The sequence below is a fragment of the Methyloglobulus sp. genome (assembly GCF_040079455.1).
Classification (GTDB): Bacteria; Pseudomonadota; Gammaproteobacteria; order Methylococcales; family Methylomonadaceae; genus Methyloglobulus.
In genome coordinates this window covers 24,904-45,021 of the sequence record NZ_JBEBKJ010000014.1, presented here as the reverse complement: position 1 = coordinate 45,021, position 20,118 = coordinate 24,904, and the positions used below count along the sequence as shown (strand labels likewise).

General features: G+C 44.5%; 21 protein-coding genes. 6 read left to right on the top strand and 15 right to left on the bottom strand.

Annotated features, from left to right (window positions below; all coding sequences use genetic code 11):
* Nucleotides 1-36: 36 nt before the first annotated feature.
* The 4 genes from trxA (at nucleotide 37) to ABL924_RS05270 (ending at nucleotide 3,283) form a co-directional block, all read left to right on the top strand.
* A complete protein-coding gene (gene trxA / locus ABL924_RS05285; RefSeq protein WP_349026028.1) occupies nucleotides 37-363 on the top strand; it encodes a thioredoxin TrxA in 327 nt (108 codons plus the stop codon).
* A gap of 187 nt (nucleotides 364-550) precedes the next feature.
* Nucleotides 551-1,807 carry a transcription termination factor Rho gene (gene rho / locus ABL924_RS05280; protein WP_349026027.1) on the top strand — a complete coding sequence of 419 codons (1,257 nt, stop codon included), beginning with the start codon at nucleotides 551-553 and terminating at the stop codon, nucleotides 1,805-1,807.
* A gap of 35 nt (nucleotides 1,808-1,842) precedes the next feature.
* Entirely contained in the window at nucleotides 1,843-2,670 is an 828-nt protein-coding gene (locus ABL924_RS05275) for an undecaprenyl-diphosphate phosphatase (RefSeq protein WP_349026026.1), read from the top strand.
* Between the two features lie 82 nt (nucleotides 2,671-2,752).
* Nucleotides 2,753-3,283 carry a hypothetical protein gene (locus tag ABL924_RS05270; RefSeq protein WP_349026025.1) on the top strand — a complete coding sequence of 177 codons (531 nt, stop codon included), beginning with the start codon at nucleotides 2,753-2,755 and terminating at the stop codon, nucleotides 3,281-3,283.
* 156 nt (nucleotides 3,284-3,439) lie between these two features.
* Here the strand turns inward: ABL924_RS05270 and ABL924_RS05265 are convergent, their stop codons facing one another.
* Genes ABL924_RS05265 through ABL924_RS05255 form a run of 3 tightly spaced genes read right to left on the bottom strand, consistent with a single transcriptional unit; the run spans nucleotide 3,440 to nucleotide 6,918 of the window.
* Nucleotides 3,440-3,712 (bottom strand): oxidative damage protection protein, encoded by a 273-nt coding sequence (locus ABL924_RS05265; protein ID WP_349026024.1) that lies wholly within the window; start codon nucleotides 3,710-3,712, stop codon nucleotides 3,440-3,442.
* Nucleotides 3,713-3,714: 2 nt separating this feature from the next.
* On the bottom strand, nucleotides 3,715-4,758 hold the full coding sequence (gene mutY / locus ABL924_RS05260; protein ID WP_349026023.1) for an A/G-specific adenine glycosylase: 1,044 nt from the start codon (nucleotides 4,756-4,758) through the stop codon (nucleotides 3,715-3,717).
* A gap of 18 nt (nucleotides 4,759-4,776) precedes the next feature.
* Complete coding sequence (locus tag ABL924_RS05255) at nucleotides 4,777-6,918, bottom strand: AsmA family protein (RefSeq protein ID WP_349026022.1); 2,142 nt, start codon at nucleotides 6,916-6,918, stop codon at nucleotides 4,777-4,779.
* 167 nt (nucleotides 6,919-7,085) lie between these two features.
* Between ABL924_RS05255 and ABL924_RS05250 the strand changes: the two genes are divergently transcribed.
* A complete protein-coding gene (locus ABL924_RS05250; protein WP_349026021.1) occupies nucleotides 7,086-7,370 on the top strand; it encodes a hypothetical protein in 285 nt (94 codons plus the stop codon).
* A 52-nt stretch (nucleotides 7,371-7,422) separates the two neighbouring features.
* Here ABL924_RS05250 and ABL924_RS05245 read toward each other — a convergent pair whose 3' ends face one another.
* A complete protein-coding gene (locus ABL924_RS05245; RefSeq protein ID WP_349026020.1) occupies nucleotides 7,423-8,028 on the bottom strand; it encodes a peroxiredoxin C in 606 nt (201 codons plus the stop codon).
* 284 nt (nucleotides 8,029-8,312) lie between these two features.
* Here ABL924_RS05245 and ABL924_RS05240 point away from each other — a divergent pair, with 284 nt between their 5' ends.
* On the top strand, nucleotides 8,313-8,822 hold the full coding sequence (locus ABL924_RS05240; RefSeq protein WP_349026019.1) for a hypothetical protein: 510 nt from the start codon (nucleotides 8,313-8,315) through the stop codon (nucleotides 8,820-8,822).
* A 275-nt stretch (nucleotides 8,823-9,097) separates the two neighbouring features.
* Here the strand turns inward: ABL924_RS05240 and nhaD are convergent, their stop codons facing one another.
* The 11 genes from nhaD to ABL924_RS05185 all read right to left on the bottom strand — a co-directional run bounded on the left by nhaD (nucleotide 9,098) and on the right by ABL924_RS05185 (nucleotide 19,732).
* Nucleotides 9,098-10,519 (bottom strand): sodium:proton antiporter NhaD, encoded by a 1,422-nt coding sequence (nhaD, locus tag ABL924_RS05235; protein WP_349026018.1) that lies wholly within the window; start codon nucleotides 10,517-10,519, stop codon nucleotides 9,098-9,100.
* Between the two features lie 63 nt (nucleotides 10,520-10,582).
* Nucleotides 10,583-11,230, bottom strand: coding sequence for a DedA family protein (locus ABL924_RS05230; RefSeq protein ID WP_349026017.1), 648 nt, complete (start codon nucleotides 11,228-11,230; stop codon nucleotides 10,583-10,585).
* Between the two features lie 45 nt (nucleotides 11,231-11,275).
* Nucleotides 11,276-11,686 carry a biopolymer transporter ExbD gene (locus tag ABL924_RS05225; RefSeq protein ID WP_349026016.1) on the bottom strand — a complete coding sequence of 137 codons (411 nt, stop codon included), beginning with the start codon at nucleotides 11,684-11,686 and terminating at the stop codon, nucleotides 11,276-11,278.
* 2 nt (nucleotides 11,687-11,688) lie between these two features.
* On the bottom strand, nucleotides 11,689-12,357 hold the full coding sequence (locus ABL924_RS05220; protein ID WP_349026015.1) for a MotA/TolQ/ExbB proton channel family protein: 669 nt from the start codon (nucleotides 12,355-12,357) through the stop codon (nucleotides 11,689-11,691).
* Between the two features lie 90 nt (nucleotides 12,358-12,447).
* Entirely contained in the window at nucleotides 12,448-13,200 is a 753-nt protein-coding gene (locus ABL924_RS05215; protein ID WP_349026014.1) for a TonB family protein, read from the bottom strand.
* A gap of 411 nt (nucleotides 13,201-13,611) precedes the next feature.
* Nucleotides 13,612-14,010: a type II toxin-antitoxin system VapC family toxin gene (locus tag ABL924_RS05210; RefSeq protein ID WP_349026013.1), complete on the bottom strand. Its 399-nt coding sequence runs from the start codon at nucleotides 14,008-14,010 to the stop codon at nucleotides 13,612-13,614.
* On the bottom strand, nucleotides 14,007-14,255 hold the full coding sequence (locus ABL924_RS05205) for an AbrB/MazE/SpoVT family DNA-binding domain-containing protein (RefSeq protein ID WP_349026012.1): 249 nt from the start codon (nucleotides 14,253-14,255) through the stop codon (nucleotides 14,007-14,009). Before ABL924_RS05205 ends, ABL924_RS05210 begins: the two co-directional genes overlap by 4 nt.
* Nucleotides 14,256-14,461: 206 nt before the next feature.
* Complete coding sequence (locus ABL924_RS05200) at nucleotides 14,462-15,676, bottom strand: exo-alpha-sialidase (protein WP_349026011.1); 1,215 nt, start codon at nucleotides 15,674-15,676, stop codon at nucleotides 14,462-14,464.
* A 324-nt stretch (nucleotides 15,677-16,000) separates the two neighbouring features.
* The gene (locus ABL924_RS05195; protein ID WP_349026010.1) at nucleotides 16,001-17,143 is read right to left on the bottom strand and encodes a PepSY-associated TM helix domain-containing protein; all 1,143 of its coding nucleotides are present in this window, start codon (nucleotides 17,141-17,143) and stop codon (nucleotides 16,001-16,003) included.
* Between the two features lie 352 nt (nucleotides 17,144-17,495).
* Nucleotides 17,496-18,068 carry a TonB-dependent receptor gene (locus ABL924_RS05190; protein ID WP_349026009.1) on the bottom strand — a complete coding sequence of 191 codons (573 nt, stop codon included), beginning with the start codon at nucleotides 18,066-18,068 and terminating at the stop codon, nucleotides 17,496-17,498.
* Nucleotides 18,065-19,732 carry a TonB-dependent receptor gene (locus ABL924_RS05185; RefSeq protein ID WP_349026008.1) on the bottom strand — a complete coding sequence of 556 codons (1,668 nt, stop codon included), beginning with the start codon at nucleotides 19,730-19,732 and terminating at the stop codon, nucleotides 18,065-18,067. Before ABL924_RS05185 ends, ABL924_RS05190 begins: the two co-directional genes overlap by 4 nt.
* Between the last annotated feature and the right edge of the window lie 386 nt (nucleotides 19,733-20,118).

Below are 20,118 nucleotides of genomic sequence, written 5' to 3'. Positions count from 1 at the left end.
TCCTATAGTTACGCTTTTAAATGTTGGAGATGTAATGTGAGCGACTTGGTTCTTCATGTCAATGATAGTAATTTTAGTGAAACTGTTCTTAGTGCCACTGGGCCTGTATTGGTTGATTACTGGGCGGAATGGTGCGGCCCTTGTAAGATGATTGCCCCAATTTTGGATGAAATTGCCAAAGATTATGAGGGTAAATTGACTGTAGTTAAGTTAAACATTGATGATAACCCAGCGACTCCACAACATTATGGCGTACGAGGTATACCTACGCTTATGCTATTTCTAGATGGCGAAGTAGAAGGAACAAAAGTGGGTGCCTTGACAAAATCACAACTTGCCGGATTCGTTGACAACTACCTGTAATAAAAAATAAGAATCAGACCCGTTACAAAATATTGGACGGGTCTAAATACTTACGATATACTGCTCCGACGCGACGGAACTTGCTCGCGTTTTCAAACCGCATCGTCCGATAGACCGCACCCCTGAATCCTAAACCCGTCTTACAGCTTAAATGCGTAGGCGAATTCTTTCGAATTTTCTCTCCCTTATGAACCTTACCGAGTTAAAACAAAAACCAATTAATGAAGTCATTGAAATAGCCGAATCTCTGGGGCTCGAAAACGTAGCCAGATCCCGTAAACAGGATCTCATCTTTGCTATTCTTAAAAAGCAGGCAAAAGCGGGCGACGACATCTCTGGCGATGGTGTTTTGGAAATTTTACAAGATGGCTTCGGTTTTTTACGAACCCCCGGCTGCTCTTACTTGGCGGGCCCGGATGATATTTACGTTTCACCTAGCCAAATCAGGCGATTCTCTCTCAAAACTGGCGATACTATTACTGGCAAGATCAGACCACCGAAAGACACTGAACGTTACTTCGCTATGCTCAAAGTTGACCAAATCAATTTTGAGCCACCCGAAAACACCAAAAACAAAATCAACTTTTCAAACCTGACACCGCTCTTTGCTAAACAGCGCTTCGTGCTTGAGCAAGGCAATGGCAGCAGCGAAGATTTGACCCGACGCATAATAGATTTGATCGCCCCCATCGGGAAAGGTCAGCGCGGCTTGATTGTGTCGCCACCGAAAGCCGGTAAAACCATGATACTGCAAAGCCTAGCCCAAGCAATTGCTGAGCAGAACCCCGAATGCTACCTCATCGTATTGTTAATCGACGAACGCCCTGAAGAAGTTACCGAAATGGAACGCTGTGTCCGTGGCGAAGTTATTTCAAGCACTTTTGATGAACCAGCAACCCGGCACGTACAGGTCGCCGAAATGGTTATCGAAAAAGCCCGTCGTCTGGTCGAGCATAAACACGACGTGGTTATCTTGTTAGACTCGATAACCCGACTGGCAAGAGCGTATAACATGGTAGTGCCATCTTCCGGCAAAATACTAACGGGTGGTGTCGATGCCAATGCCCTGGAAAAACCTAAGCGTTTTTTTGGCGCGGCACGTAATATCGAAGAAGGCGGTAGTTTGACCATCATAGCCACTGCTCTGGTTGATACGGGCTCAAGAATGGACGAAGTCATCTACGAGGAATTCAAGGGTACGGGCAACATGGAGTTGCATCTTGATCGTAAAATTGCCGAAAAACGGATTTACCCTGCCATCAACATCAACCGTTCCGGCACACGTAGGGAAGAATATCTGGTTGATCCCGACACCCTGCAAAAAACCTGGATACTGCGTAAAATTCTTCAACCGATGGACGAAACCGCTGCTTCCGAATTCCTGATCGGAAAACTCAAAGATTTTAAAACCAACGCGGAATTTTTCGATTCGATGAAGCGATAAGTAAATAAACGTTACCTATCAAAACCCCATAATTTATGTCGGATACACACTTACTTTTTCCTGCCTTTATTCTAGGCATTGTGGAAGGCTTGACCGAGTTTCTACCTGTATCTTCGACAGGCCATCTTATCCTGGTTGGACAGCTACTGGGGTTTAACGACGACAAAGGCAAAGTCTTTGAGATTGTTATCCAGTTTGCGGCGATTCTAGCCGTGGTTTGGGAATACCGCGTTCGGCTTACCCACACCTTGGTTAGTATTACCAAGGAGCGTACCTCGCAGCGTTTGGCTACTAACTTAATTATCGCATTCCTGCCTTCTGCTATCTTAGGGTTTTTGTTCTTGAAGCAAATTAAAGCTTATTTGTTCAACCCAACCGTGGTTGCTTCGGCTTTTATCATCGGCGGCTTGTTGATTTTATGGGCAGAACGCCGTCAACACACTATCCACACCGAAACCATCGACGACATGACTTGGCAAGATGCCTTGAAAGTAGGGTTTGCACAGGCTTTGGCAATGATTCCTGGTACTTCCCGTTCCGGCGCAACCATCATCGGTGGATTGTTTTTTGGCTTATCCCGCTTGGCGGCAGCAGAGTTTTCATTTTTTCTCGCCATTCCCACCATGTTTGCGGCTACACTTTATGATGTTTACAAAAATCGTGACTTGTTCAGCAGCGATGACATCAGTTTGTTTGCCGTAGGTAGCGTCGTTTCATTTATCAGCGCATTCCTGGCGGTTCGCGGCCTAATTCGATTCATCAGCAGACACGACTTTACTGCATTTGCATGGTATCGTATCGCCTTTGGTATACTGGTGCTTAGCTCAGCGCATTTTGGCTGGGTAGATTGGAGTAGTCACTGATAGAATAAAAAAGGTTTAAAGCACAGTTTAGATGTCAATTTACAACTACAACTCCCAGTTAAATAAACTTTGAGATCCTCGTATGAAACGCGTAGGCACAAGAATTTTTTTCGTTATTTTTGGAGTCCTATTCATCGTTGGTTGTAGGTATAACCCTATAACCAACGCATCTTCCACCGAGACATCTTCGGTAGTCACTAGCCAAACAGCACTATCTAATGCCAATAAGGAGATTCTGATAAATGACGGTCGCTACAATAGACCCTACGAAATTCTAGGCCAAGTCGAATATACCCTAGAGAGACCCTCCTCCTCAGATAATCAAATTCAGTTACGCACAGAAGGCATAGATCTTTTAAAAAAAGAGGCCTTGACTAAGTATGGCGATAAAGTTGACGCGATCATCGATACCAAGATTCAAGAAAGTAAAGAAGAGGGCTACGATAACCCTCTAAGCATCACACATGTTGATGGAATCGCTATTTCTTTTAAACCTGAAGAGAAAGTGGTCGCTGGTCATAAAACAAAACACAGAACAAAATCATCAAAAAAAATCTTACGTAAAACCAAACCACAAGAAATAAAAATTACCCCATCGGAAATACTAAAATAATATATTCTAACTCTTAAGGCTGGGAAATAAGTAAATATCTTGAAAAGATTTTAACAATCAGCGACCTTTTTCAACCCATTTTTGGCACGATCACCCTTAACACAAAGCTATAAACTCATTTCATAGATAGTGCTATATTTGAGTATGATCCTGAACTTAGTCTTTGGGTGGCACATAGCCCTGCGGCATGTCGTCGTTACCTTCAAACAAAAATTTATTCCTTTCCTCAGCAAGATACGATCTGGCTTTTGGATCGTAACTGGCGAGTTTGTTTTCATTTATCAGCATGGTTTGTCTGCTGAGCCAGTCTTTCCAGATTTGTTTGGATATTTTCTCGAATATTTCCTGACCTTTTGGACCTGGAAAAGGCGGTTCATCTAAGCCTTCGGCTTCTTTACCTAATTTCACGCAATTAATTAATCGGGTCATTCTTATTCTCCTTTGAAGTGTTGTTGCAATAGCAGTTTAATAGGGGCTGCAAGACCGAGCTGCTTGATTTGTTCAATGTTATGCCAGGTAACTCGACCATCTTCTTGGATAATATCCATGGTGCTGTTAGTTTCGATGAGCAGCGGATTATAGTCCAGATGATAGTGGGAAAAAGTATGCCGCTGCTTTTCATTGGATTGTTGGCGAACAATTCGCAGATTATTGCTTATGCACCAATTCACAGCATCGCTTTCATTAGCAAACTCCGGCATACTCCATAGTCCGCCCCAGATACCGGTAGGCGGTCTTTTCTCCAACATTACCTGCTGATTATTGTGTAATAGCAAAAATACCAGCTGCTTGACGGGCAATTTTTTTGTCATTCTTCGTGTTGGAAAATCAGCTACTGTTTCAGTTTTCCATGCTAAACAAGCCGTCACAAGCGGGCATTCTTCACAAGACGGTTTACTGCGTGTACAGACAGTAGCCCCTAAATCCATCATGGCTTGGGTATAGTCAGCCACCCGCTCATCAGGAGTAAGCCGTGCGCTGATTTCCCAAAGTTGCTTAATGACCTGGCTGTTGCCCGTCCAACCTGAAACCGTCTTATATCGCGCCAACACCCTCTTCACATTACCATCAAGGATAGGGTGACCTTTGTTGAAAGCAATACTTAAAATAGCGCCGGCTGTCGATAGACCTATGCCCGGCAATGCCATGAGACCATCCAACGTATCGGGGAACTGGCCTTGCTCACCGATAATCCGCGCCGCTTTGTGCAGGTTTCGCGCACGGGCATAATAACCCAAACCCGACCACATCTGTAACACCTCATCAACAGGAGCTTGCGCCAAACTGTCCACGTCAGGAAACTTGGCAATGAATGCCTGGAAATACGGGATGACCGTGGCAACTTGAGTTTGTTGGAGCATAATCTCAGAAAGCCAAACCCGATACGGGCTAATATTTTGTTGCCAAGGTAAATCTTTGCGGCCATGTTGGTCAAACCATGCCAACACGTTTTGTTGAAATGTTACTGGATTCATGACGGGTACTTGTTCCTGCTAAAAAATCTTTTTCAGCAGATCACCGACTCCAGGGCCAAGCTTTTTATCCAGCTTGTCCATTAACTTGTCAATTTTTACTTTGTTTTTGTCCAAAAAATGTTCGATTTTTGCCTTGTTCTTATCGGTTAATAATGCCGCCACATCCAGGGTATAAGTGGGCTTGCTGAATGTGCCGCCTAAATGAATGCCGATAGGCGTATCGTGTACTTGTTCGGGCGTAGTAGTGGTGGCTGCCGTCTTAAGCAATTTGATCAATAGATTGTAATCCACGCCCTCGGTATTAAGATTGACACTGCCCTTACCCTTGCTGCGTAATTTTGCTGTATTGGCAATAAGGTCATTATTTTGCAGCAAGCCTTTATTGATAGTTGCCGTGCCGCTGATTTCGGAGAAATTGGTTTGGTCGTGCTGTGAATCTACGGGTAACGCGCCACCTTTGACCAGTTTTTTGCCGTTTTCAACCATTTTTTGCAGATTGAAACCCTTTATAAAACCGTCTTTTAAAAAAAAATCGACCTTCCCTGTTAGGTTTGACTTGATTTCTTTTAGCTTACTGCCCTGCCCGTGCAATTGGGTTGATAAGGCGACAAATCCGCCCATCTTAGCATCTCCTTTGATGGCTTTTAGGAAGGGTTCAAGGTGAATGTTGGTCAAATTTTCATTCAATACAAAAAACGACTTTTCTGCACGTGTATCAATACTGAGATTACCTGAATACGATCCCTGATAAAACTGCTTCGCGGTTTGCTCTACCTTAACAATGCCTTTCTTTGAACTCAGCGTTAAGTGCAGGTCTTGTAAGGTCATTCGATTAAATGTCATGTTACCCAACGCCAACTTACCTTCTGCATCGAGCTTTCTAAGCCAGTCCAGCGGAAAGCTGAAAGTCCCCGCCGCAAAAGCCATGCCAGGGCTTACTAGGGGTTTGCTTGATTTTTCTGGCGGTGCTAGGTAGCGGTCAACATCAATCGCATCCACAACCACATCAAACACAACGGCTGGCAGGGCAAAATCTTTAATTGTTACAGAGCCTTTACCGTGGCTATTATCTAAGGCAACATCAAGATTGGTCAATTCAACTAGATCAGGGTTTGCCTGGAAATGAAAGCTCATCCCTAGATTGGTCAATGCCTTGGCATCGCTCATAGTGGGAAGTGCAATATCCCATTGCTTTAAAACTATGCCAGGATTAAACGGCGTAGCAACGACAGTACCCTGAAAAGACGGTTTATCTAAGAACTGCTCACCGGTGATTTCGGCGGCAAACTTAAGGTCTCCAGATTGCAGTTGCAGACCCGAAAACTTAAGCGTTTGTTTGGTAACGTTCACGGCTGTATTTGGGGTGGTAATTGTGATGGCTAATGACTGACCGGACGCTAATTTTTTGGCATCTAGCCATTCCAAATGACTATCGCTGAACACAAAATTATCCAGTTTCTCATCAACACGCAAATCGGAGGTTAATTTTACAGACCCAGGAAATTTTAGCTCTTTACCGGAAGCAGCCATCGCCAAATCGATTTTTACTGGCTCACCAAAGGTAAACTTATCGACTGTGAAATGGATGTTCTTTAGCTCCAGACGTTCCCCTGTTTGTTGATTATCCCAATTCACCTGAGCATTATTTATAGCAATGCCACCAACAGTCAGTGCGGCCAGCGCGGATTGGGGTTGGATATTTTTGGTGTCAGGCTTAACTGCGGTTGCAGCTGCATTCGACGGTGATACTGGATTGGGGGCAACTAAATCAGCCCAATTACTTACTCCTTGCTTATCCTTAACCAAATTTAAGGTCAAACCTTCTAAGGCGATAGTGCTCACTTCGATTTTCTGCGACAACAAGGGCAACAACCTAACGTTGATGTCGCTTTTAGCAACGCTAATGAACGGCAATTTTTGAGAACCCAGCCTGTTGCTAATCACCATTTTTTCAGTCTTCAAGCCTACCCAAGGGAATACGGACACCGTAATATCACCCTCAAACGCGACATCACGTCCGGTCTTATCTTTAATCAAAGCTGCAATGTCGGTTTTATAGTCATTGGGATCAACAAGAAAAGGTATAAGACAAACAGCGATGACGACAACAAGTAGCAATACCGAGCAGCCAGCTAACAAATATTGGGTTATTTTTCGCACAAGTCACTTCCGGTTTTGACTGGTAAAATTGAGATAATATAAATAGTCTTATGAAGATAAAGAAATAGGATAACAAGCCAGTGAATAAATTCATTAATAATTGTAAAATTCAAGCCATACGCTGAATTTCAATAAATTTATCATAATTACTTTGGAGAGGAGAAAACATGTTACTTTTAGCAAAACTGGCCGCACTCGGCATCGCTGTATGGTTTTATATGACAGCAGATAAGGTGGGCGAGCCACCAGCAAAATGGGTGATAATTGGACTAATCGGCTACTTGATTACTTGGTTTCTGATAGATTTGACGTTGGTTAAAGCATTAACAGCGGCGGTAGCCAAAAAAAGCACGGCGATTATTGTGTTTACCCAAATACCTGCGCTTTGTGGATTGGTTGCTGCTTATTTCATTAGAAGGAAATTGCTAAGTAATCTCAAGATTAACAACTAAACCATCAAGACGCATTGCGTTAAAGCAATGCGTCAGTTGATTTTTTGTTGGCTTACAGCTTATCTGCGTTTTTATCCAAATACTCAGCAACACCAGCAGGGCTGGCATTCATACCTGCATCGCCCTTATTCCAGCCGGCTGGGCAGACTTCGCCGTGTTCTTCAAAAAATTGCAGCGCGTCGATCATTCTTAACAACTCATCCATGTTACGGCCTAAAGGTAAGTCATTAACCACCTGATGACGAACCATACCATTGCGGTCTATTAGGAAAGTACCACGATAAGCCACAGCCGGAGCTGCCGCTTCAACATCATAATCCTTACAGATAGAATGCGCCATATCCGCTGCCATCGTGTAACGGACAGGGCCTATGCCGCCTTTGTTGATTGGCGTATTGCGCCAAGCGTTATGGGTAAAATGTGAGTCAATAGACACCGCAATCACCTCAACGCCACGGCTAGTGAATTCAGCCATGCGGTGATCCAGCGCAATCAGTTCGCTAGGACATACAAAAGTAAAGTCCAGCGGATAAAAGAACACCACGGCATATTTACCGCTGGTCGCCGAAGAAAAACTAAATGAATCAACGATTTCTCCATTCCCCAGCACGGCTGGAACGGTGAAATCAGGGGCTTGTTTACCGACTAGAACGCTCATCAAATATCTCCAGGTTATCCAAAATAAAACAAAAAGCAGTAACTGTGCCAAACCGCTTGGCAGCTTATTGAGCCAAAACGGGGTGAAGGTCATTTTACACGAGATTAGCTAAGAATTGTCTTAGCATACATTTTTTTACTTGCATCACTTGCTTTTTTTAAAACTTCAGCCATAATTTGTAGTCATAAGCTTACAAATCAGGCTGAACACTATTTTCCCTAGACGACCATTGGGATGGCAACATAACTCTGGTGTTACTTGTTTTAGTTTAATCGAGATTTTATATGACAAAAGTTAAGCACATCACTGAACCCGATGTGTTCGGGTATCAAGTTCGGATCGTCAGGCGCGGCAAAGAGAGTAGCCGTTATTTTTCCCACAAGATGTGGGGTAACCGAGACAAATCTTTAAATGCCGCCATTACTTGGCGGGATCAAATGTTAGTAGCGCTCAAAGGCAGCAAAACGCGTTTTCTCAAGCCTCCAAAAAACAAAACCACTACAGGCGTTACTGGGGTTTCCAGAACTATCAAATTCGATCACCGCAAAAACAAAAGCTATCTTTGCTATACCGTATTTTGGGTAGATAACGGAAAAGCCAGAAACAAAACTTTCCAGGTAGGCAATGTGGAGAGCGTTACGGCAGATGCTGAGTTACATGCATTCCGTACGTCTCGTGTGTTTAGAAGTTGTTACGAACATGCTATAGACAATGACCTTCCTTTTCATGAAGAGGTTTTTGCCGGATGGAAGAAAGTCCGCGTATACGAAAATGAGAATCTAAACGCCGTATAGGCCGTTTTAGTTAGGGTTCGGCATAAAAGCCAAAGCCATCACGTTAGTTGGTTGTCGTTTATTTATTGAGTTTAAAGCTGAATTTTAGGGTTTCTTTGTTTAGTGACGGCAACACCGCCAGATAATTCAGGTTTGAAACGCTATTGGCTGTGTGACGATTTTTTTGGATTATTGATTGAAATATTATTAGTGAGCCAACAATACGGTGCTACCCATTAATTTGGAAGCTTTGCTGAAGCAGTTTCAGTACCCATATACATCAAAAATAGCTGGCATTAATCCACAAATGCACTGCAATGCTGGCCAACATATCCGATCAAAATGACTGGTGTCCAACGCATATGGTAACCAAAGGTGTAGCCTTCTTTAGTTTGACCGAGTAGGCCGACCCCAGGCGCCGAACCGATTGCCAATAAACTACCGCCCACGCCAAGCGTCAATGTGAGCAGCAACCATTGTCCAGATGGAATGTCCGGATGCATACTCAGTACGGCAAACATCAGTGTGCCGTTATCGATAAAGGCCGAAGTCAATCCAATGATAATATTGGCATCAGTGGGCGAGTGCTGTCCGAATAAAAAATTCGCAACCGCATCAAGGTAGCCGACAAAACTCAAGGCACCGATAATCATCATGGCACCGTAAAAAAACAGTAAGGTATCCCATTCTATATTGCCGACATTCTTATAAATGTCAAAATCTTGCTTTTCATTCCCGACGGGAACATCCACGCCAAAAAATTTGTAGGCATAAGCGAATTGACTCGGATGATTTTTAACTGTCCTGGTTAAAAAATAACTGAAAAACTGTAACAGTGCCAAGCCTCCCATCATTCCAGCAGCAGGAGGCAGTTCAAGATAGACGTTACCTAAAACCGTTATAACGAGCGTTACCGCGAAAAGAAATAAAATCCTTTTGCTTCCCCGCCGAAGTAAAATCATCTTGCTTGATGTGGCAGGTGTTTCTTTGGGAACGTAAAAATGCATGATGACGGCAGGAACGAGGAAATTAACCAGACAGGGAAGAGCCAAGACAAAGAATTCAGCAAAATGCAAGATTTGTCTTTGCCAAACAAACAGCGTAGAAATGCCGCCTAACGGACTAAACGTACCCCCCGCATTGACCGCCACAACGATATTGATACAGGCCAGTCCGATGAACTTGTTCTTATTTTTGCCAACCGCAGTAACCACCGCTCCCATTATTAACCCTATCGCAAGACCACTGACTACAGTTGAAAGCAGAAAAGCCAGGAAGCCCGTTATCCAAAACAGTTGCCGGTAGCTGAATTGCTTGTTTAGCAGCCAAATCCTCAGTCCGTCGAAAATGCCGCGCTCCTCCATAGCATTCAGATATGTCATGGAAACTAGGATAAACAATAGCAGTTCGACATACGCGAGCAAATTGCTCTCGAAGGCCAGCGCAGCCACTTTGGCTTGCCCATGCAACGCATAGTAAATACAAATCGCAAACCAAACGATAGACGATCCCAACACCATCGGTTTTGACTTCCGCAGGTCGATCACGTCCTCCGACATGGCAGCCACGTAGGCCATTACCGTTAGTCCTACTGAAAAATAACCGACAATATGATGGGTTAGATCCAAGGGGACGGCTACACCCGCTCCTGAACCTACATCCGCGAAAACGGTTGTGGGTAAAAAAAATGAAACGATGGGTAACAATACGCCTTTCACAGGATTCCCCGAATTAAAATAAATGATAAAAATGCAACCTGCATTTAGAATCCATAAATTTGATTATTTTGAATTCGCCCGAATATTACACCAAAATTGATGGGCCAAAGGCAACAGCGAAATCACAACAATGCTTAAAATAACGAGTTCAAAGTTACGCTTTACGATGTCGAGATTGCCGAATTGATAGCCTAGTGTGATAAGCCCACCCACCCATAAAATGGCACCGGTTATACAAAAAAGTAGGTAACGTGGATAGTGCATATTGCCAGCCCCCGCCACAAAAGGGGCAATCGTCCTGATTATTGGTATAAAACGGGCAATAATGACAGTCTTACCGCCATGTTTATCATAATAGGTTTCTGTGCGGTCGATATATTCACGCTTGAAAAATCCAATTTTTTCCCGAGATTTGATTTTAGTCCCGAAAAATTTACCTACGACATAGTTGAGATTATCGCCTGCTAAAGCCGCAACAATTAAAAGCGCGATCAAAATATAGACATCCAGTTTTCCAGTGCTCGCCCCCAGCGCGCCAACTGCGAAAAGTAAAGAGTCGCCCGGCAATAAGGGTAAAACTACCAGGCCGGTCTCACAAAATATGATGAAAAATAATATGGCGTAAGTGAGTGTGCCATAGTGCGCCAATATATCGGCAAGATGGGTATTGAGGTGAATAAAAAAATCAAGGAATTGAGCAAATAAGTCCATAAGCACCAAGTTTTAAACGTAAAATAGATGAGACAGGAGGATACACTACTCTTCTACCGTTACGAATGCTATTTTAGCGATTCCTGCATGTTGCACAGTAGCCATAACTTCGGCAATTTTTTTGTAAACCACTCTTTGGTCGGCATATAAATGCACTGCAACTTCCTTGTTTTTTACAAGCTCATTCTTCAAGAATATTTCCAGCGCAGGCAGATTTTCGATAGCTTGTTTGTTGAGCGTTATCAACCCTTGCGCGTCGATGGCAAGCTGTAATGGCTGCTCGTTTATATTCGCCGTAGTCTCGGCAGTTTTCGGCAAGGTCACATGGACGGATTGCGTTAGCAATGGCGCAGTTATCAGGAGAATAATGACTAATACCAGCATGACATCAACAAGCGGGGTGACGTTAATCTCGCTCATTGCGCTATCGTTTTCGGATTGTGGTTTAAAAGCCATGTTTATTCCTTCTTGCTTTGAGTATCCGCACTTAAGGCAACGTGCATGAAACTGACTACGAAATTTTCCAGTCCGGCGCGGTGCAGTTTGACGCGGCGTAAGAAAAAGTTGTATGCCAACACGGCTGGCACGGCAACCGCGATGCCGATGGCGGTGGCAACAAGGGCATCGCCAATGGGGCCTGCAACTACATCTAAGCTGGTCGAGCCGCTTGCAGTGATCTCGTGCATGGCGTGCATGATGCCCAAGACCGTCCCGAACAACCCGACAAATGGTGCGGTGCTGCCGATGCTCGCCAATATCGTCAAGCCGCTTTCCATCGAGTGCAATTCTTCCTGCAATTGCACGGACAAGGCGTGTTCGAGCAAATCACTTGGCGTACCCCGAAACTTAAGGCTCTTGGCTGCGGATTGCCGACTTTCCGCCAGCCATGCCAAACCTCGCTTGGTAATTCGTGCCAATGGCCCTCGAAATTTGTTTGTGGGCATAGCTTCTGCTTCAGACAGCGATTCGGTTTCCCAAAACGCGCTTTCAAAACGTCGATTCCAATAGCTGTTTCTTGAAAACTGCCAGGATTTAAAAACTATAAGCGTCCAAGTCACTACCGAAAAAGCCAGTAATACATATAAGGTCCCGTCTACAACGGCGGCGGGCGAACTATGATAAAGCATTGGGATTTCCTTCTTTAGTTGTTCAAAATAAAAAGTACAGTCCGGTTATGATTATAACCGCCTAATTGATTCAATACGTTTTAACAGGCATTAATTTGTTAGCTTAAATCTAGACATTTTTAAACCTCTTTGTGTCACTGCTATGCCATTAACTATCTTTGGCTTGAATTTACAATTCTTGGTGGCTTCCAATGCCGCATCGTCAAAAATGCCTGAAGGCTGGGCGCCGACAACTTTCGCATTTGTCACTGCTCCCGTTGCGCTAATCATCACCTCGATTTTAACCCAACCTTCAATATGTCGGCTCATAGCACGTGCAGGGTATTTAGGCTTAGGGCATCCCAACTCAACAATACCTGAATTAACACCTTTGGATTTAGCTTCGCCATTGCCAGGTTTAGCAACAGGCTTGTTAACAGCAGCCGATTGGGACTGTGATGCTGGCATTTCCGGCTTTTGAACAGATTCCGAAGGCGATGGTTGTGTCGGCTTTTGTTCATCAGTTATCGGCTGCGGTTTTGGTATCTCGCCCTGTTTATGGATAACTGGCTCTTTCTTCTTGACGGGCGGTTTGACGGCCTTCTTTTTCGGGGGGATTTTTTTGGGTGGAGCCGGTTTTGCTGGCGCGGGTTGTGCGGCTTCGGCTTTTGGGCTAGGCTCAGAAAGCAACGCAACTTCCATAACTTTTAGCGGCTCAGTCACTTTCTCTGTTTCGGTAGGCTGTAATAACAAAACAACCACCCATAAATGCACCAACAGCACCAAAACGGTCAATAAGCCAACGATAGGGCGATGATGTATTTCGCCAGTCAACGCTTCAAAAAGAGGGGATTTTATTTGCACTATCGTAATCTTAGCGTAAGTCTATGTTATCGTTAATTATGGGATCGTTACAATGGGCTTAAGTCAAGCAGAACCACAACCAGACATTTATTGCGTCGGTTAAACATAGCGAATACCAGTAGTCATATTGTTGTTGAAGATCACCTGTTTGTGGACTTGTATAAGGATTGTTTGTTGGATCACTTATTGAGGTTTCTAACCCGCCATTTTACACTAAAGGGAAATTGGGTAAATTTAAGATTTAGTTAACTATTCAGCGAGAGCGCCAGTCCGCCGGACGGGACATATTGTCCCGTTCGCAGGGTTTCTACGTATTTCAGGGTAATAACATTAGCAAAACTTTAGTGACTGAAACCCGGTCACGCTCAAGGCATCCCTCTGGAGAGGTCTTTTTCGGCAAAAATATTAACTTTATTCCAACAACCGAAAATACTTAAATGCAGCAGCTTTTTTATCAAAAGTGAAAACCTGTTGGCAATTAGAAGCCTTTGCAGAATGTGCAATCAATAGGTCAGCAAGCCCCAGTTTTACATCGTGTGCCGAGGCGATAAAACCCTGGATCGTCGATTGCCCTTCAAACTTCAACACAGGCATCAACAAAAGCTGGTTAATCGCCGAGACAATATCCTCATCCGCTATGTCGTAAATGGACTGCAAAACCCATACGGTTTCCAGCACCACCAATAACGGCACAAACAACGGCTCTTGCTTTTCTTCCGATTGCTTAAAAAGCTGATAAACCGCAGCTGCCTGATGGTCATCGTCCTTTACCAGAAAGCGCACCAATACATTGGTGTCCAAGGCAATCACTGGAAACTATCCCGTATTTTTTGCCTTATAGCGGCATCCATTTCCTCAACACTCACCGCAGTCCTGCCCGACTTATGCAGCACACCAAAAACGTCATCCACCTTTTTAGTGATCGGTTTAAGTAATACCTCGTTTTTATCAGTAATCACAAACTCAACTTTATCGCCAGTATGCAACCCTATAAAATCCCTTATATTTTTCGGGATAGTAATTTGACCTTTACTGGTTAATGTTGTCTGTTGCATGCTTATTCCTTACCAACATGTTTAAGTATTACTTTATGGTAAGAATAAATTTGGCCTCAGTCAAGTTACCAATTGCACTCCTTAGCCGGATGGCATATTGTCAATGCCGTTAAGTTAAGCGGTAGCCGTGTAGGTCACATTAATGCGTGAGCGGTTATGTGACATTTGGGGCATACAAAGTCAGGTAGCGTTCAGGCGCAACCTGGTTACAAAGCAACCGCCACCAACCGAACCGTCTTTTTAATCGGGTCAGTCCAGGCGATGTAAACCTCATTGCCAATTTTTTCCAAACTCAGGTAGTTGCTAGGCCATCGCGCAAAACTACCGCGAAAAACCGTTGTCCGCTCAGTTACTTCACCGCCAGGAGTTACTCGCGCCACCAGCAATTCTTCTTCAGAACCAGCATTGCTGCGCCACGCCACTACTGCTGAACCATCATCCAGCAACAACGCTTTCCCAAAACCAATGGCATGGTCATCTACGACAATGGGTGGTTTGAAGGCGTTACTATTAGATGCAAAACCAAGCCGAAGCGTACCTTTGCCGTCCCCTGCGCTGAACCATGCAACAACAGTCTGCTTATCTGACAAATCCACAGACGGGCCATTGCTGGGGCAGCCATTGATTACCCAATGATCGTCATGTACCGGAGCCGCATGGATTACGCCGTCATGATTCCAGCGCACTGCGCTGATGTCACGGACTTCCCCTTTAAGATGGTCTCGATAAACCGTCATAAGCTCATCGTTTGCTACATCGGTATTAACGCTACAGCAGGAGCAGACATCATTGTCCAAGGTTATTTCTTTGCCCACTAGCCTATCTTTGCCCAGCACAGCAGCCATTAATTGGTAGCGGCTGGTTTTATTGGGGCTGGTTTCATCTTCATCATGGTTGACGTGTCTACTATCTGTCCACACCAGCGCCAAAAGGGCATCTGGTAGTGGCGTAAGCGACATTTGGGCATCGTAAATGCGGGCTTGCTCGCCATAGGGTTTTAAGGGTGCAGTCCAAGTTTGCCCACCATCTTTTGAATGCGCCAAATAAATATTGGCGGCATAAGGGTCTTTCTCGTTTTTCACGGATTGCATCCATGCCGCAGTCAACGAGCTATCGCTCATGCCCAGTACGACTGGCGAGGCGGCAAGTTTGCTGTCAGTGCTGATTACGGTCTGCGTTGGCGACCAGGCAGCGTTGTCATAAATGGCAAAGCGCACGGTGTTTTTTGGCCCCTTGGTTTCCACCCAGCTTACAATCAACTTATCGTCGGACGTGTGAGCCAAATGATGATGTTGATTAACACCCACCGCCGGAAGCGTTAACTCTCGCACCTGAAGTTTTTCTGAAACACTGGTTGTCTGGCAGCCCTGGCAAAGCAGAAGGCTGGCTACCGCCATTATTTTAATTATAAGTAACTTCATATCTCGTCCTCACTGTGTTTATGCATAAACTCTTCACCGAATCAGTCAGCGTTTCATTCTTATTGTAATGTTCCCACAGTTAAGAGATAAAACGTCATCTCGGCAATCCCTGCCGAGATGACTGCTTAACTTAATGGTGTCTACTCGCTATCCAAGTCAGAAAAATATTCACGATTGTCAACAAGAACTGAAATTCTACAATCCAGATCCGCTATATCAGCTTCTACACTGGTCATGTCTCTACCCAAAATGTCCTGGATGCACTACCCATTCTTTGACTTTATACAACTCTTTCAATACGGGGTAGTCGGCAATAAACGACGGTCATTGCAGTATTCGGTTTTGTCTGCTGGTGTTGTGCAAACATTTGGCTTTACGCTTTTGCAGCCATCGGATCACGCCCGTAACAAACAACACTGGACAAGTAAGGCCACCCAAAAAAACCAATATTCGTCCAGTCCATCCGAACGCTTGACCGGAATGCAGCGGCCATTGCCAATCCAAAAAAACATCGCCATTATTTCCAGTGCCGTATTGATAAGTTGCCAGGATTGCGCCGCTGTATTGGTCAATGACAAAATCCCGGTAGCCGATAAACCGACTGAGATCATCGGCATCGCGTTTCTGGATGATATAAACGCCGTTATCATCCTTCGGCGCATATAAATGCCATAACCTACCGGATGGGTAACGGTTTTGTACTGCGCCTTCTAACGCAGCGTAGGAAACTGGCTTTTGCCCAGGATGTCTTGTGGTGGTAAAATTCGCCGTCCCCAATCCACTCCAGGGATTATCACGGGTGATGGGCGAAAATAGATTAAACACGAGATTCACCCGATCAGGCAAATTGAAATACACCCCGGAAAACAGCATCGGCAATAACACCAGCGTCGTATAAAATCCGATGGTTTTGTGTAAGTCGAAATTGAAGCGCACCGCGCTGGCATGGCGTTTAAAGGTTAAAGCCTGCTTGAATTTACCCGTTAACGGCCACCAGAGAATAAGCCCAGAGAGTACAGAAATAAGCGAAAGCGCCGCCAAAATCCCAACCGCCATCTCACCCGTATCGCCCAACAGCAAGCAATAATGCAGTTGCATGATGAAACTGACGAAGGGAATGCCCCAATATCGCTCGCCGTCGGCAAAATACCAAAATTGCACTCCAGTTACTTTCGCGGTGTAAGGGTTAACGAAAATATAGTAGCCGCTGCCGTTGTTGTCCTGTTCCGGCGCCCTCACCCTGTACTGCACCTTGTAGGCGAATTCGGGCGTACGCGGGTAATATATCGAATAGAATTTGCTGCCTTTTGGCTTTGCCGTTTCTGCCGCTGCGATGATTTCATCCAATGGGAGAATGTTGCGCTGGCTTTCAGGCGGAGCCGAAATAACGATTTGCTCCGCATTGAGGATTTCTTGCAGCTCTTCGAAAAACACCAAGATACTGCCTGTGAAACCGACGACAGCCAAGATAGCACCCGCAAAGCCCCAAGTAAAAGTGGACTTGAAGCCAGAGTTTGCGGCGGGTTTGGAGTCTCAGAAGGGATGGTGAGCGGTTAGCCGTCGTTTTCATAACTTCGTGCACTAAGCAAAGCTTTCTAAAAAGCAAAGGTAGTAAGTTAAACCTGTAACTTGATTGATAGGGCGGAGTGACAAACTTTTTATGCCCCAGAGGGTAAGGTTTGTCACTCCAATATAAACGCGACTTACATATATTAAATCGATAAGTCCATAAAAAACATAGGTTTAACCAATTACCCGTTCCTTTACTATATATCCCTGTTAGGGCTATCCATAAACAAGATAACTTTAAGGATTACGCTTAATACTCCAGCTTGATCGAACCCATCACTGTCAAAGGCTCGGCTGGTAGGTTGTTTCTCCGCCTACGCAAGTTATAGTACTCGGCATCGTTGACATTGTTGATGTTAAGTTGCGTACTTAACGTCATATCGCCCAATTTCTTTTTATAACCCGCCATTAAATCCAATCGTGCGTAGGCATCGTCAGAATAACTGTTGGCGGTATCGCCGAAGCGTTTGCCTGCCGTATAAACGCCTGCACCAAAGCTCAACCCCTTAAACATGCCGTAATTAACATCGTACTTCAGCCATAAACTGCCTTGATGCACGGGTGCATAAGGCAGGCGGTTACCGACATTTGTTGGGTCTTCCTTATCTTCTAAAATTTCGGTATTGGTGTAAGCATACGTGCCAATCAGGCTTAAGCCGTCATAGACTTGCCCTTGAACATCCAATTCAACGCCGTTGCTGTGGCCTTTGAAGGGAAACGACGCAGACAGGGGAAAACCATTATTGTTGAAATACTGGGTTCTTTCCAAATCAAAATAAGCCAAGTTGGAGGTCAGCCTGCCGTCAAAGAATTCCGTTTTCAAACCCCTTCAAATTGGGTTGCTGGGAAGAGACCTAAAAGCTTTGGCCCACCATTGTCATAATCGAAGGCAGGGCCAAAGGATTCGGAAAAGCTGCCGAACACCGACAACCAATCGGTGGCTTCGTACAGGAGGGCGACACGGGGGCTGATATAATCATCGCTACGAGAGTCTATCGCTTCATTGATATTTGGTGTTTTCGGATCATCCCAATAATTCAAATTTTGATCCCTTTCCACCCAGTCGTAACGGAAGCCGCCAATGACGTGGAACTTGTCCCAAAAAGTCATTTGGTCTTGCAAATAAATCGCCTTGGTAGTGGTTTCCGTTGTCACATCATACGCCACAGCTTCGTTTCGAAATTGGTTTAATCGAGCATCCGATATGTTATTGGGTCTCTTGTTATCAAAAATATTGATTGTATCTATCACACCATTCGATACTCGATAGTCCAAGTTGTTGGTAAAGTATTCGCCGCCCAATAGCACTTTATGCTTAACACCATAGGTTTCAAAATCGAAAGTACCGTTAACGAAGGATGTCCAGGAATTGAGTTTTTCTGGCCCGAACCAGTAATTGCGGGTGGCATCACCTATTCTTTTGGTAGGGTCTGTTGGGTCCAGTGCCTCAACAACTCTGCCAAGATAGATAGTTTCCCATTGCTTCTGGTTATGGGAATAAACCGAACCCGCGTTGAGCTTGATGTTATCGCTGAAGCGGTGGTCAATCCTGAAGTCAATTAAATCGTTGGTGTTGGTGTTGGTTAAGTTTTGCTGCATGAAACTTCTTGAGCGCGGAATATCGGCCAACCCCTTACCAAAAGCTGGGGTGCCGCTATCGTAGGAATTATTCTCGTCAAAATGTTCATACATCAAGGTCAATTTGGTATCGGGCGAAACATCCCAGCTTAAGGTCGGCGCAAAAAAGATCCTATCCCTGTCGATTGCATCACGGAACGAGTTGGCATCCAAATACGACAAGTCCATGCGGTAATTCAGTCCATGTTCTTTGCTCAATGGCCCAGTGGCACTGGCTTCGGTACGGTAGTGGTCATAAGAGCCGAAACGTTGCTCAATGGAATAATACGGCGTTGAGCTCGGCTGCTTGGTGACCGTGCTGATAAAGCCGCCGGGATCGCCCAAACCGTAAAGCATGGCGGACGTACCTTTTAATACCTCAACACGCTCGACATTGGCCAAGTCGAATTTGGTAGCCGGAACGCGGACGCCGTTGTGGTAATTCGCTTCACTTAGCTTGAATCCGCGCATGATAAAGGTTTCGTAATCACCACCAAAAGAATGCTGGGTTTGTACACCGCTGACGTTCTTGATCACATCCTCCAAGCGGAAAGCTTGTTGGTCGTGAAACACACTTTTGGGGATCACCTGTATTGACGCTGGCGTTTCCATGATGGGCGTATCGGTTTTAGTGGCACTAGTGCTGTTAGTGACGGCATAGCTTTCGCTATTCTCGTCGGTTTGTCCGGTGACAGTGATTTCCGACAATTCAACCGCGCCAGATGAAGATTGCGCTTGCTGCTTGCCGTCTGCTTTTTCTGCCGTTTGGATTACGTTGCCGTCCTCTGCCTCCAAGGCAGATGCCTGGGTTACGCCTGTCAGGGCAAGCGTAACCGCCAAACTGAGATGCTTTAATTTTACTGTGTTCACATTGAATCCCCTGTTATGAATTATTGTTATTTAGTACAAAAAATGGCTGAAATGAGTGTTAATAAATTTCAAGCTCAACCAAACTATACAGCAATAACCATGCCATAATATTTATAATATTGATTTATAACATTATTATTTTATTTAATGGATTTAAAGTCAGCAAAGACTGACAAATAGCCAAAAAACTGTGTCATATCACACACTTTTCACGAAAACTGTGTGATATGACACAGTTTAATTATTTTTTACAGAAAAAACATAAGGTTATATTTTAATAAAACAACCAAAAACTCGGCAAAAAAGGGTATTTTTCCGAATATTGAGTAAAAAGTGTGTGATATGACACATTTTTAAATTTTCGAATGAGTGACGGGATATATAGC

Bases quoted from the DNA above. Each gene is read 5' to 3' on its own strand.
- rho (WP_349026027.1), top strand. From the start codon at position 551: ATGAACCTTACCGAGTTAAAACAAAAACCAATTAATGAAGTCATTGAA.
- ABL924_RS05275 (WP_349026026.1), top strand. From the start codon at position 1,843: ATGTCGGATACACACTTACTTTTTCCTGCCTTTATTCTAGGCATTGTG.
- ABL924_RS05270 (WP_349026025.1), top strand. From the start codon at position 2,753: ATGAAACGCGTAGGCACAAGAATTTTTTTCGTTATTTTTGGAGTCCTA.
- ABL924_RS05265 (WP_349026024.1), bottom strand. From the start codon at position 3,712: ATGACCCGATTAATTAATTGCGTGAAATTAGGTAAAGAAGCCGAAGGC.
- mutY (WP_349026023.1), bottom strand. From the start codon at position 4,758: ATGAATCCAGTAACATTTCAACAAAACGTGTTGGCATGGTTTGACCAA.
- ABL924_RS05250 (WP_349026021.1), top strand. From the start codon at position 7,086: ATGTTACTTTTAGCAAAACTGGCCGCACTCGGCATCGCTGTATGGTTT.
- ABL924_RS05245 (WP_349026020.1), bottom strand. From the start codon at position 8,028: ATGAGCGTTCTAGTCGGTAAACAAGCCCCTGATTTCACCGTTCCAGCC.
- ABL924_RS05240 (WP_349026019.1), top strand. From the start codon at position 8,313: ATGACAAAAGTTAAGCACATCACTGAACCCGATGTGTTCGGGTATCAA.
- ABL924_RS05230 (WP_349026017.1), bottom strand. From the start codon at position 11,230: ATGGACTTATTTGCTCAATTCCTTGATTTTTTTATTCACCTCAATACC.
- ABL924_RS05225 (WP_349026016.1), bottom strand. From the start codon at position 11,686: ATGGCTTTTAAACCACAATCCGAAAACGATAGCGCAATGAGCGAGATT.
- ABL924_RS05220 (WP_349026015.1), bottom strand. From the start codon at position 12,357: ATGCTTTATCATAGTTCGCCCGCCGCCGTTGTAGACGGGACCTTATAT.
- ABL924_RS05205 (WP_349026012.1), bottom strand. From the start codon at position 14,255: ATGCAACAGACAACATTAACCAGTAAAGGTCAAATTACTATCCCGAAA.
- ABL924_RS05200 (WP_349026011.1), bottom strand. From the start codon at position 15,676: ATGAAGTTACTTATAATTAAAATAATGGCGGTAGCCAGCCTTCTGCTT.